This window comes from Leptolyngbya sp. AS-A5 (genome assembly GCF_039962495.1).
Classification (GTDB): domain Bacteria; phylum Cyanobacteriota; class Cyanobacteriia; order Leptolyngbyales; family Leptolyngbyaceae; genus Leptolyngbya.
Genome location: NZ_JAMPLL010000031.1, coordinates 26,452 through 39,220, shown reverse-complemented (window position 1 = coordinate 39,220; position 12,769 = coordinate 26,452). Strand labels below are relative to the sequence as shown.

The following is a 12,769-nucleotide window of genomic DNA, read 5'->3' as shown; positions in this document are numbered from 1 at the left end:
ATTCAGTCGCGCTATGATTGGTTCCATAGCTGAGACTCGCAAGAACGTTACAGCTCTTTCAAACGTAGTTTCGGCTTTCTTTTCGCGCTACCTCTCCCGTCGAACTCACGTCACGTTAAAGTAGCAATGCCAGCCGCTTCATGAACGACTGACATTGTGAACCCTATTCGCTCCAAGTTGGCTACTGATCTGTTTGACTCTCAGCAAAATATTGCATCCGAATCGCCTTTTTCACGATCGGCGTTAACTTTTCGCGCCAGTACCGAATATCCGGATACTTGATCGCAATTTTAAGCACATCATTCCAGCGGCTCTGCTTCTCAGCATTGACCGCCTTTTGGTATTGAACTTTAGCTTGATCCCAAATTTGCGGCATCATCTTCAAAGCAGTTTGAGCATGAGGATAAGCCGCGCTGTCTGCCGAGATCATTTGAGCAAGTTTGATCGCACCCGGCAAATTTCCTGCTTGAAACTGAGACATCGCCTCGCGGTAAAGCCGGGTTCCTGATTCATCCGGCAACACCTCTAAAGCCGGATCAACCACACGCCTGCTAGATAGCCTTGCAGCTGGTGGATCGCCCTCACACCTCTGACGAGTCAAATTCTGGTAAACCCAGCCAGTCGTAGGAGCGCTTATTTTAAGCCAACCGTCCTGCTCTCCAACCACGGTCAGAGTCTCGCCATTATTAAGCGATGCCACAATATTTCCGGGTTGAACGGCGGGAGCTGCTCGAACATTCAGCGGCGGTTTATCGTCGAAAACCACCGTTTTACAACTTGTAGCTTGCCCGGATGGACTCGAATCGGCGCGTTTCACCATCGATCGCGGATGAGTCAGTGCGTACATAGTGCCAACTAAAGTGACGGTGGCGGTGAGACAAGCCCCAACCATCAGCGGAGATTTGAGAATGGTTTTTAGGTTAACCGACATGGTGATGCATCAAGCTGATCAAGTTCAGAGCGGATTCAGAATTGACAATGAGCCAGGAGGAGCGAGACGAAGATTTTATGCTCTCTTTGTAGATTGCCTTAACTAAGCCTAAATTGCATTCAGAACTTTTATCAGTCGTGTCGAGTTCGAGCTTCAAATTCATAGTGTTCTTACACTTGACAATCTCTGGGCATCCTGAGTGGAAGCCTGATTCTTCTTCCGTCGCTGGTTTCTTCGCGCTGAGCTTAATATGTTGCAACATTCTGGTAAACTTCATGACATGGTTAAGCATCAATAGTGGTAATGGAAATCGGTCAAAAAGTTCGCGTTCGTCGGTTGCGCGATCGCGTCTCTCAAGAAGTGATCAAAAGGCTCGGAGCGGTTGGAATTGTCCGGCAATTCAAAGTTGTGGACGGCAAAGGAGTTGGAATGTTGGTTCAGTTTGACGATAAATATTCGACCTGGTTTTTTGAGGACGAATTAGAGCAATACGACTAATTGATCTGAAGAAGCATTCAGGCAGTCGATACCATAAGAGAGTTGGGAGTCGAAAACTGGGAATGTATTCTCGGTTTTTGAAGGTCAACTCTCTGTTTGTTCAAAATACTGGATATGGCTTTTATATTGACGTTTTTGGGTAAGGGCGGGACTGGACGCACGACGATCGCTATCGCGGCGGCGAAAAAGTTTGCCAGCCAAGGAAAGCGCGTTCTTTTGGTTGGACAGGATTCCAGTCCAGCGTTTGGGTTAGCGTTAGGAACCACGATCGGATCGGATCCACAAGAAATTGCACCGAATTTGAGCGCAGTTCAGCTTCAGACGACTACACTCCTAGAGCGCAGTTGGGACGAAGTGAAAAAGCTCGAAGCTCAGTACCTGCGGACTCCGTTCTTTACAAATGTGTTTGGTCAGGAATTGGGAGTTTTTCCAGGATTGGATGAACTCTTGGCGTTAAACGCGCTGCGAGAATTTAATCAAAGTAATCGCTACGATACGATCGTCTATGACGGCACAGGTGACCAAAATACCTTGCGAATGATCGGAACGGCTGAGGTAGCAAGCTGGTATATTCGGCGATTCCGGCAGGTCTTCGTCGATTCAGATTTGGGTAGAACGCTATCGCCGTTTATTCAACCTGTTGCCAGTGCTATTCTGACCAATGCAAATTTTGCAGGCGATAACTTTGCTCAACCCACGGGACAAGTGAATGACTTGTTAGAGCAGGGCAAGCAAGCGGTCAACGATCCAAAACGGATGGCGGCTTATTTGGTGACAACTGAGGATGAAGGCGCGATCGCAGCCGCAAAATACCTTTGGGGTAGCGCTCAGCAAGTTGGATTAACGGTCGGCGGCGTTTTACTCAATCGCTCGACCGATGCCTCTGCATTAGACGAAGCGTTTCAGCCGCTTCCAGTTTCCACCATTCCAGTTCAGCCTGTGAATGATTGGCAACCCTTGATCGACGCGCTGCCAGAGTTTAATCGCGCTTCAGAAGCGCCCCGCCCGATCGCAGTGAATGTAGCGGAAAGGAAAGTAAGCTTATTCTTACCAGGGTTTGACAAGAAACAAGTCAAACTCACGCAGTACGGGACAGAGATCACGATCGAAGCCGGCGACCAGCGACGAAATATTGATTTACCACCAGCTTTACGGGGACAGCCTGTGAGCGGTGCAAAATTCCAAGACGGCTACCTCATTATTTCCTTCTAACCTTATGACTGATTCTCCTGACCTGACTACGGACACTCAAGAGAGCGGTTCCCCGGAGAACCGCTCCGCCAAAACTCGTCAGCTTCTCGGCATGAAGGGAGCTGACGTGAAAGGATCTTCGATCTGGAAGATTCGACTGCAACTAATGAAGCCGATTACCTGGATTCCGCTAATGTGGGGAATTCTTTGCGGTGCGGCTTCATCGGGCAACTACCACTGGGTTCTCGAAGACGTGCTGAAATCAGCGACCTGTATGCTGCTAGCCGGCCCCTTGCTGACAGGCTACACCCAGATCTTGAATGATTACTATGATCGCGAAATTGACGCGATTAACGAACCATATCGCCCGATTCCATCCGGTGCGATTCCATTAGGACAAGTCATCATCCAAATTTGGGTGCTCCTGCTGAGTGGAGTCGGGTTGGCGTATGTGCTCGATCTCTGGGCGGGTCATGAGTTCCCAACCATTACGGTATTGGCGGTTGTCGGATCATTCTTGTCCTACATCTACTCAGCACCCCCGCTCAAGCTGAAGCAAAACGGCTGGCTCGGCTGCTATGCGCTCGGTGCAAGCTATATTGCGATTCCTTGGTGGACAGGTCATGCGCTGTTTGGTGATTTAAATCCGACGATTATCGCGTTGACGCTGTTCTATAGTTTTGCAGGGTTGGGAATTGCGATCGTCAACGACTTTAAAAGCGTTGAGGGCGATCGGGCTTTGGGACTGAAATCCCTGCCTGTGACGTTTGGGGTTCCGACTGCCGCTTGGATTTGTGTGCTGATGATCGATGTTTTTCAGAGCGGAGTTGCGGCGTACTTGATGGCAATTCATCAGAATCTGTACGCGACGTTATTGATTTTGCTGATCATTCCCCAGATCACGTTTCAAGACATGTATTTCCTTCGCAATCCTGTGGAAAACGACGTGAAATATCAAGCCAGCGCCCAACCTTTCCTAGTGTTTGGAATGCTGGTGACGGCATTGGCGCTAGGTCATGCGGCTATTTAAGGTTGGCTTCCGGACAAGCAAATTCGCGCTTCTGATGACAATTCGCAAGCTGAAAAATTTGGAGGCGCGATTGCAAAATCTCTAAAGTCTTGTAAACTAAGCGTGAGTATTTGTACAAATTTCGAAGCGTCTTCTGATACAGGGTTGGGAGATGCCCGGCTTGCCTGAAATCCAATTGATACAGTCGCGTGCCATTGATCGAACGAAGGCTGATTTCCGCAAGACTAGCAGTGTGTGTGAGGTACGAATGTGGCAAAGAGTAGCTCGAAGCGCAACGGGAAACCCACTCAACCTGATTATTCCCCAACAGGGCTAGACTCTATGACAGACGGAACTGACGGAAAAAAACGCACCCCGAAAGCGCGATCAGAGCGCAAGCGGACGCGGCGGGGTGCGCGCAAGCTGACGGAAAGTTCTCGCTTGGCAGGAGTTCGGGATTGGATCACTGGAGTCACAGCTCGGCTCAAACCTTTAGGAGAAAAAATCCCCGCACCGCTGAAAGAAGCGAAAACTTGGAGATGGATCGTTGGCGGCGTGGTGGTGGTCGGTGGAATTGGTGCACTTCGAGTCGCTGCGATCGAGATTGACAGCAGCCTGCCCAATCCTGCTGAAATTAAAACGTTTGCTCGTCCTGGAACGCTGACGATTCGGGCATCAGATGGTACGGTGCTGCATCAGCTAGGCCCTGCAACCCGACAGAAATTAGCGATCGATAAAATTCCCCAACGTCTCGTGCAAGCGTTTGTCGCTTCAGAAGATCGGCGGTTTTACGATCACGGTGGACTTGATTTTCAGGGCATTGGACGAGCGGTTTTTCGGAACCTAACCTCTCGTGATGTTGTTGAAGGCGGCAGCACGATCACGCAGCAGCTTTCTCGAATTGTGTTTCTCGATCAAGACGATCGCAGTATTGGACGAAAAGTGCGGGAAGCTCTGATCGCGCAGAAACTTGAGCGCGACATCGACAAGCAGCAGATTCTAGAGAAATATCTCAATTTTGTTTATCTTGGCTCTAACGCCTACGGAGTTGCAGATGCCGCTTGGATTTATTTCAGTAAGTCCGTCGAGCAGTTAACGCTAGGAGAAATGGCAACGATCGCCGGACTACCCCCCGCTCCGAGCTTGTATTCGCCACTGGTCAGCCTAGAAAAAGCACAAGAGCGGCGCAATGTAGTGCTCGATAAAATGGTCATCGCGGGCTACATTACCGAAGCAGAATCACAAGCAGCACAGGCTGAAAAACTGGTGGTAAAACCAAGTACGCCGAGAAATATTCAGAGTTCTTCACCGTATTTCACCTACTATGTGCAGCAGCAGCTTGAAAAATTGGTGCCGAAAGAGGCGCTGTTTGCAGGCGGGGTCACGGTTGAAACGACGCTGAATGCAAAATGGCAAAAAGCAGCAGAAAAAGCGTTGAAAACCGCTATTCGTGAAGATGGCGGCGCAGAAGGCTTCAAACAAGGTGCGCTCGTGTCGATCGATCCGCGGAACGGCGAAATTCGTGCGATGATTGGCGGCTATGATTTCTACAAGGAAAGCCAGTTCAATCGCGTCACTCAGGCACAGCGACAGCCCGGATCGACCTTTAAGCCGTTTGTTTATGCGACCGCGATCGGCGCTGGGTTTTCTCCGAATCAGTCTTATCTTGATGAACGCTTCTCGATTGATGGCTACCAGCCGAAAAACTACGGTAACAAGTATTCTGGCTGGATGAGTATGAAATCGGCGCTGACGAAATCGATTAATACGATCGCCGTGAAAGTGCTGATGGATGTGGGATATAAGCCCACGATTGATTTAGTTCGCAGCGTAGGTATTGCCTCTAAGGTGGAACCAACGCTAGCGCTAGCGCTGGGTGCTTATGAAGTCAATCCGCTAGAGCTGACCAGCGCTTATGGGGTGTTTGCGGCGCAAGGAAATTTTGTTCAGCCTCATGCCATTCGGCGCGTGATTGATCGCAACGGCAAAGTTTTGTTCGATTCTAACTTCAAGTCCAAACGAGTTTTGGATGCAGAAACGGCTGCAATCACCAACTGGATGATGCGCGAGGTCGTGACCGAGGGAACCGGACGCGCTGCACAACTCGGTCGTCCCGTAGCTGGAAAAACTGGAACCTCTGAGGAAGCGCGAGACTTATGGTTTATTGGCTATATCCCGCAGCTTGTTACAGGCGTTTGGTTGGGTAACGATGACAGCTCACCGACCGGGGGAACAAGCGGAACGGCAGCCTATACCTGGCACGAGTTTATGAAGGAAGTCGTTCAGGGAATGCCTGTGCAGAAATTTGCGGAAATTCCGGCAAATCTCGAAGACCGCAAAGGCACGATTAAACCGCAACCGATTCGAGCAGCGCGAACACGATCACTCGGTCAAGAGCCTGATCCGGTAGAAGAGCAACCCAGACAGCGCTATTACGAAGAACCTGCACCGGAACCGGCCTATTCAGAACCCCGTCGCTCTGAGCCAGCGTATTCTGAGCCTGCGCCCAGTCAAGCGGAGCCAGCCCCAGAACCTGCTGCGGCTCCAGAACCTGCTGCGGCTCCAGAACCTCCCGCTCCGGAGCCCCCCGCTGCGACTGATCCCGCTCCTCCCCCTGGGAATTAGGGAAAATTACCTGATTCGTCATTGCGAATCGAACCGTTGAAAGATGCCCTGATATGATGGCTCTGATAACTTATCTCTAGTAGAAAATTACAGGAGTATTTACATGAACCTTCTATTAGAAGTCGCAACGAAGCCTGGAATGCAGTTTCCGGTGTCATTCACGGCTGTTTATGTGGTTGGCTTTATTGCAGCAGTGACATTCGGCTCGATCACCTGGTACAACTCAAAACGCCCGGTGGGTTGGGAAGATAAGGAGCGCCCAGATATTGTGCCTGAAGTCAAGAAAGAAGAAACTCCCGGTCTCTAATTTTTATAAGCTCTGGACGATCGTTCAGAGCTTTTCAATTTTTGCGATGCCGTGTTGATAAAGCTTGCAAATTGCAGCAATGATTTTTGTGTGCAAACTGGGTGCAGGTTCGGATTCAAGAATTTGGAGTCGAGTTAGAAGTTTTGCTTCTTCATGGGTGATCGTTCCGTCTGCATAAATTAATTGACTAATCGCTTCGAGCAGTTGATGGCAACGTTCAGCCGTGGGATGCTCACCGAGATAGTCTTGCACCCATTGGTAACATTCTTCAGGTTTGACCGATCGCAGTTCGTAGAGAATCGGCTGAATTTCGCGATCCTGGTCTACTCCTTTGTCTTTGGCGATGCGCTGGATGTGCAATCGTTCTTCGGGCTGAATGCATCCGTCAAGCCAAGCGACCCCGATCAGAATTTTAACGAGCGTTTTTGCGTCATCCATGTCTTAGTCTGACCATAAAGAATCCGTCCATATTATGGCGGTGCGGTAGAACTTTAATCCAGCCTTCCGGTGTCGTAAATTCTGCAAGTGAATCAGAGCTTTCGATTGACCATTGAGGATGGTGCGCTAGGAACTGTCTAATCACGGCTTCGTTTTCGATCGGGTTTAATGTGCAAGTTGCATAAACTAGGACTCCTCGCGGTTTGACCCAGGTTGCCGCTTCGGTCAGAATTTCTTGCTGAAGTTGTGCCAGTTGTGTGGCACTTTCGGGAGTTTGTCGCCAACGAGCATCGGCATGACGATTGAGCGTTCCCAATCCAGAACAAGGCGCATCGACTAGAACCCGATCGCACACTCCCTTTAACTGCGGCACATTTCGGCTATCACAGGTTAGAGTTTGAATTGACTGGAACGATAGGCGATCGAGGTTCTGCTGTAATTTTTTCAGGCGGGATGCCGTTTTATCGATCGCCCAAACCGTGCCGCGATCGCGCATGAGTTCTGCAAGGTGCAGCGTTTTACCACCGGGAGCCGCGCAAGCATCGGCAACAATCTCTCCAGGTTGAGGATCGACGAGATAGCTCACCAACTGAGCGCTACTATCTTGCACAATCCACCAGCCCTCGGTGTATCCCGGTAGGTTATAGATTGCACCCACCGCAGGCAACCGCAGTGCATTCGGTACGTTCGGAATGCGATCGGCGTGGATATCCTGCGCCTGCATTGCGGCTTCAACTTGATCGATATTCGTTCTGAGTGTGTTAATTCGCAAATCAATCTGGGGCGATCGATTCATCCATTCGCAAAGCTTTTCGGTGTCTTCAATTCCGAACTGATCACACCACACTTGCACAATCCAATCAGGATAGCTGTGTAGCGTTCCGATTCGAGCGATTGCATTTTCGGGTAATTGCAGTGGATCAGCGTGCAGAATCATTTGTGATCGGAGATACTGCCGCAATAATCCATTCACAACCCCAGTTAATCCGCTTAGCTTATTCTGCTTTGCAAGTTCGACGCTTGTATCTACGGCAGCAGAGGCTGGAATTTGGTCAAGATAGCGCAGTTGATACAGTCCCAATTGCAGAATCAGACGTAAATCAGGAGGCTGGTCTTTCTTTTTGGCAAACTGATCAATTAGCGCATTGAGAGTGCGCTGGCGGCGAATGGTTCCGTAAACTAATTCGGTGAACAAACGGCGATCGAGCACATTCACATCAGCTTGATGCAGCGCTTGATCAACGGCAACATCCGCAAAGGCTCCTTTTTGGATGGCTCGGAGTGCGAGAAACGCGAGTTGGCGGGGATTTTCAGACAACGATCGGCAAGGGCTAAGATTGGCTTATCTAGAATAACAATCGATCGAGTGCATTGATGAAGTTGCCAAATGGTGAGAATGCTCAACTTGGAGATAAAGTTGAGCGATACTGTCTGAATCTTGCACACTCTAGAGGCAGAAATAAAGCAATCCTCTTCAGAAGTCGGCTTGGAATCACACTCGACAACAAAGAAATTTTAGAGATTGCGTTATTGGAAGCAGCAGTGACTGGTGACGCTATGATTTACAAAGAAGACCGATACGGGATTCACTATGACATTAAACTCTCGCTTGAAACCGAAGTTGGTTCGTCTTTGATTTTTAGCTGTTGGATCATCCGCAACGACGAAGACTTTCCAAGGTTGACGAACGCCTATCCTGTCGATCGCTAGGGGATTTCCATGACAATCATTCAAGAATATGACGTGATTGCACTCATTGAAGATACTCCAGCAATTCATAAAACAACGCACCAACCGATTCTATTGAGGCGCGGACAGGTTGGAACCGTACTAATGACATTTGAGGATCAAGCCTGTCTAATTGATTTTGCCGATTCTCAAGGAATGACTTACGCTATGGAAACAATCCTAGTGAGTCGATTACTCCTGTTGCTGCAAGAACCGGAGGTTGTTCCTGCTTGACGAAACCTGACTTATTTGACGGAATTGAACTCCTAGTTGGTCTGCCAGAGGTTGGAATCCAGGCTGGAGAACAAGGGGTAATCGTAGAAGACTACGGAGATGCTTACGAAATAGAATTCTTTGTGCCAAACTCCAATGGAGAAACGTTAGCGCTTTGTAGGCTTAACATTGGATCAATTTGTAGTGGTTTGGCGATCAGCAACGAAATCTGATGTTTCAATCTCTGAGCAAGTGGCAGCGATCGTCGAACAATTACCGGACGATCGCCGCAAGCAGGTGTTTGAATTTGCGCGATCGCTAGTGCTGAAGGAGCATTTCGTTTAATCAGAAACATCCGTCGTCAGATCAATTCTGGGAATTAGATAAAGGGGCAACAGAAATCCAAACGAAACCCACTAGAATGAGTTGGATTTAGAGAAGAAAGCGGAAAGACACTATGCCCCGTCGCCAAGACATCCATAAGATTTTATTAATCGGTTCTGGTCCGATTGTGATCGGGCAAGCCAGCGAGTTTGATTACTCCGGGACTCAAGCCTGTAAAGCGCTACGGGATGAAGGATTCGAGGTCGTTTTGGTTAACTCGAATCCGGCGACGATCATGACTGATCCCGAAACCGCCGATCGCACCTACATTGAGCCACTCACACCGGAACTGGTGGAGCAAATCATTATTAAAGAGCGCCCGGATGCACTGCTGCCGACAATGGGCGGACAGACGGCGCTCAATTTGGCGGTGGCGTTGGCGAAAAATGGCGTTCTGGATAAATACAACGTCGAATTGATTGGCGCAAAACTGCCCGCGATCGAGATGGCAGAAGATCGCAAGCTATTCAAAGAAGCGATGGAGCGAATCGGGGTCGGAGTCTGCCCGTCAGGATTAGCAAACACGCTCGAAGACGCCAAAGCGATCGGTCAGCAAATTGGGTCTTATCCGTTGATTATTCGTCCGGCCTTTACGCTTGGTGGAACGGGCGGCGGCATTGCCTACAATCAGCAGGAGTTTGAAGAAATCGCGCAGTCCGGTTTGGATGCAAGTCCGGTATCGCAGATTTTGATTGAGAAATCGCTGCTCGGCTGGAAAGAGTATGAACTCGAAGTCATGCGGGACTTGGCGGATAACGTCGTGATTATTTGCTCGATCGAGAACCTCGATCCGATGGGCATTCATACCGGAGACTCGATCACGGTTGCTCCGGCTCAAACCCTCACGGATAAAGAATATCAACGGCTTCGGGATGCTTCGATCAAAATTATTCGTGAGATTGGAGTCGAAACGGGCGGATCGAATATTCAGTTTGCAGTGAATCCGGTCACCGGTGAAGTGGTCGTGATTGAAATGAACCCGCGTGTGTCTCGGAGTTCGGCGCTGGCTTCTAAAGCGACTGGATTCCCGATCGCGAAGATGGCGGCAAAACTCGCAGTCGGTTACACGCTCGATGAAATTCCCAACGACATCACGAAGAAAACACCTGCGAGTTTTGAACCGACGATCGATTATGTCGTCACTAAAATTCCCCGGTTTGCGTTTGAGAAATTCCCTGGATCGCAGCCGTATCTCACCACGCAGATGAAATCGGTTGGTGAAGCCATGGCGATCGGGCGGACGTTTCAAGAATCGTTTCAGAAAGCCTTGCGATCGCTCGAAACCGGACGGGCAGGCTGGGGTTGTGATAAGCAAGAAGTTCTCCCAAGCCTAGAGCAGATTCGTGCAGGTTTGAGAACGCCGAATCCCGATCGCATTTTCACCGTGCGCCACGCGATGCTGATGGGAATGTCCGTAGATGAGATTTTTGAGCTAACCAGTATTGATCCTTGGTTTCTCGATAAGATGCTCGATTTGCTTGAAACCGAAAAAGCGCTGAAACGATCGAGCCTTAAAGATCTAGCGGTTGAGAAACTGCGTGAAATTAAGCGGAAGGGCTTTAGCGATCGTCAAATTGCTTTCGCCACCAAGACGACTGAAGATGAAGTTCGCGCTCACCGCAAAGCGATCGGCGTGATCCCGGTTTATAAAACAGTGGATACTTGTGCGGCTGAGTTTGAAGCCTTGACCCCGTACTATTATTCGACTTATGAAGAAGAGACCGAAGTTCTACCATCGAGCAGGCCGAAAGTAATGATTCTCGGTGGAGGCCCAAATCGCATCGGACAAGGGATTGAATTTGATTACTGTTGCTGTCATGCGTCGTTTGCGCTGCGTGAAGACGGCTACGAAACGATCATGGTAAACTCAAACCCCGAAACCGTTTCAACCGACTACGACACCAGCGATCGCCTCTATTTCGAGCCACTGACGAAAGAGGATGTTCTCAACATTATCGAAGCGGAACAGCCCGAAGGCGTGATCATTCAATTTGGTGGACAAACGCCCTTAAAGTTAGCGGTTCCGCTCGCTGCGTTTCTCAAGCAAGGCACCGTGCCGACGAAAATTTGGGGGACTTCGCCAGATTCGATCGACACTGCCGAAGATCGCGAACGGTTTGAAAAGATTCTGCGCGAGTTAAACATTCAACAACCTGCAAACGGAATTGCACGAGACTATGCAGACGCGAAAAAGGTCGCACGGCAAATCGGGTATCCAGTGGTTGTGCGCCCCAGTTATGTCCTCGGTGGACGGGCAATGGAGATTGTTTACTCGGACGCAGAACTCGAACGATATATGGTTTATGCCGTTCAGGTTGAACCGGATCACCCAATTTTGATCGATCGCTTCCTCGAAAACGCGATCGAAGTCGATGTCGATGCGATCGCCGACCAAACCGGAAACGTCGTGATCGGCGGCATTATGGAACACATCGAACAAGCGGGCATTCATTCCGGCGACTCTGCTTGCTCGATTCCGACCGTCACGCTGAAGCCCGAAATCGTCGATCGCATCCGCACCTGGACAATTCAACTGGCAAAAGCGCTCAAAGTGGTAGGCTTGATGAACATCCAGTTTGCCGTGCAGGGCGATCAGGTTTACATTATCGAAGCGAATCCGCGTGCTTCTCGAACTGTTCCGTTTGTGTCAAAAGCGATCGGCTATCCGCTTGCGAAGATGGCAGCCCGGATTATGTCTGGTAAAACGCTTGCCGATCTCAATTTCACGCAAGAAGTGATCCCGAAGCATATTTCCGTCAAAGAAGCCGTTCTGCCGTTTGAGAAGTTCCCCGGAACCGATACGATTTTAGGACCCGAAATGCGATCGACCGGAGAAGTGATGGGGATCGATACTGATTTTGGCAAGTCTTATGCAAAAGCAGAACTTGCTGCGAGTCAACGCCTGCCGCGTCAGGGAACGGTTTTTGTCTCGATGAACGATCGAGAAAAAGCGGCGGTGGTTCCAGCTGTGAAAGAGTTAATGGAACTCGGTTTCAAAGTCGTCGCAACGGCTGGAACTCGTAAAACTCTGAAAGAACAGGGTCTCGACGTAGAACTCGTCCTGAAGCTGCACGAAGGTAGACCGCACGTTCTCGACTCGATCAAAAATGAGCAGATCCAATTAATCATCAACACTCCCACTGGACAAGAGGCACACGAAGACGATCGCCTGATTCGTCGTACCGCTTTGACGTACAAAATTCCTATGATTACAACCATCGCGGGAGCCAAAGCGACAGCGGCAGCAATTCGATCGTTACAATCTGAGGCACTAACGGTTCGGGCTTTGCAAGATTACATTGCTCACTAATCCGCCGAAAGCGGAGCTGAACTAGGCTCCGCTTTCACGCTCTGTCAGAGGATAGATGACATTTACAGAAAGAAACCTATATGTCTATAGAACAAATTACGGAAATTGCAGCACTAAATTTAACTACGATCGCGT

The 12,769-nt window shown here is 49.6% G+C and carries 13 protein-coding genes; 10 read left to right on the top strand and 3 right to left on the bottom strand.

What is annotated here, in order from left to right; all coding sequences use genetic code 11:
- Nucleotides 1-181: 181 nt before the first annotated feature.
- Complete coding sequence (locus NC980_RS22155) at nt 182-931, bottom strand: SH3 domain-containing protein (protein WP_190378949.1); 750 nt, start codon at nt 929-931, stop codon at nt 182-184.
- Between the two features lie 303 nt (nt 932-1,234).
- Here NC980_RS22155 and NC980_RS22150 point away from each other — a divergent pair, with 303 nt between their 5' ends.
- The 5 genes from NC980_RS22150 to NC980_RS22130 all read left to right on the top strand — a co-directional run bounded on the left by NC980_RS22150 (nt 1,235) and on the right by NC980_RS22130 (nt 6,561).
- Complete coding sequence (locus NC980_RS22150; RefSeq protein WP_190378948.1) at nt 1,235-1,429, top strand: cytochrome b6f subunit family protein; 195 nt, start codon at nt 1,235-1,237, stop codon at nt 1,427-1,429.
- Nucleotides 1,430-1,543: 114 nt separating this feature from the next.
- Complete coding sequence (locus NC980_RS22145) at nt 1,544-2,641, top strand: ArsA family ATPase (protein WP_190378947.1); 1,098 nt, start codon at nt 1,544-1,546, stop codon at nt 2,639-2,641.
- A gap of 4 nt (nt 2,642-2,645) precedes the next feature.
- Nucleotides 2,646-3,650 carry a chlorophyll synthase ChlG gene (gene chlG / locus NC980_RS22140; RefSeq protein ID WP_190378946.1) on the top strand — a complete coding sequence of 335 codons (1,005 nt, stop codon included), beginning with the start codon at nt 2,646-2,648 and terminating at the stop codon, nt 3,648-3,650.
- A 321-nt stretch (nt 3,651-3,971) separates the two neighbouring features.
- Nucleotides 3,972-6,254, top strand: coding sequence for a penicillin-binding protein 1A (locus NC980_RS22135; RefSeq protein WP_190378952.1), 2,283 nt, complete (start codon nt 3,972-3,974; stop codon nt 6,252-6,254).
- 103 nt (nt 6,255-6,357) lie between these two features.
- Nucleotides 6,358-6,561 carry a hypothetical protein gene (locus tag NC980_RS22130; RefSeq protein ID WP_190378945.1) on the top strand — a complete coding sequence of 68 codons (204 nt, stop codon included), beginning with the start codon at nt 6,358-6,360 and terminating at the stop codon, nt 6,559-6,561.
- A gap of 24 nt (nt 6,562-6,585) precedes the next feature.
- Here the strand turns inward: NC980_RS22130 and NC980_RS22125 are convergent, their stop codons facing one another.
- Together NC980_RS22125 and NC980_RS22120 are read right to left on the bottom strand one after the other, a co-directional pair.
- Nucleotides 6,586-6,999: a TerB family tellurite resistance protein gene (locus NC980_RS22125; protein WP_190378944.1), complete on the bottom strand. Its 414-nt coding sequence runs from the start codon at nt 6,997-6,999 to the stop codon at nt 6,586-6,588.
- Complete coding sequence (locus NC980_RS22120) at nt 6,992-8,317, bottom strand: 16S rRNA (cytosine(967)-C(5))-methyltransferase (RefSeq protein WP_190378943.1); 1,326 nt, start codon at nt 8,315-8,317, stop codon at nt 6,992-6,994. Before NC980_RS22120 ends, NC980_RS22125 begins: the two co-directional genes overlap by 8 nt.
- Before the next feature lie 56 nt (nt 8,318-8,373).
- Here NC980_RS22120 and NC980_RS22115 point away from each other — a divergent pair, with 56 nt between their 5' ends.
- The 5 genes from NC980_RS22115 to carB all read left to right on the top strand — a co-directional run bounded on the left by NC980_RS22115 (nt 8,374) and on the right by carB (nt 12,634).
- Nucleotides 8,374-8,709, top strand: coding sequence for a DUF6883 domain-containing protein (locus NC980_RS22115; protein ID WP_190378942.1), 336 nt, complete (start codon nt 8,374-8,376; stop codon nt 8,707-8,709).
- 9 nt (nt 8,710-8,718) lie between these two features.
- Nucleotides 8,719-8,961, top strand: coding sequence for a DUF4926 domain-containing protein (locus tag NC980_RS22110; RefSeq protein ID WP_190378941.1), 243 nt, complete (start codon nt 8,719-8,721; stop codon nt 8,959-8,961).
- Nucleotides 8,958-9,173: a DUF4926 domain-containing protein gene (locus NC980_RS22105; RefSeq protein ID WP_199298712.1), complete on the top strand. Its 216-nt coding sequence runs from the start codon at nt 8,958-8,960 to the stop codon at nt 9,171-9,173. Before NC980_RS22110 ends, NC980_RS22105 begins: the two co-directional genes overlap by 4 nt.
- Nucleotides 9,130-9,285, top strand: a complete 156-nt coding sequence (locus NC980_RS22100; protein WP_199298716.1) for a hypothetical protein — start codon at nt 9,130-9,132, stop codon at nt 9,283-9,285. Before NC980_RS22105 ends, NC980_RS22100 begins: the two co-directional genes overlap by 44 nt.
- 112 nt (nt 9,286-9,397) lie before the next feature.
- Nucleotides 9,398-12,634: a carbamoyl-phosphate synthase large subunit gene (carB, locus tag NC980_RS22095; RefSeq protein ID WP_190378940.1), complete on the top strand. Its 3,237-nt coding sequence runs from the start codon at nt 9,398-9,400 to the stop codon at nt 12,632-12,634.
- Nucleotides 12,635-12,769: the final 135 nt, after the last annotated feature.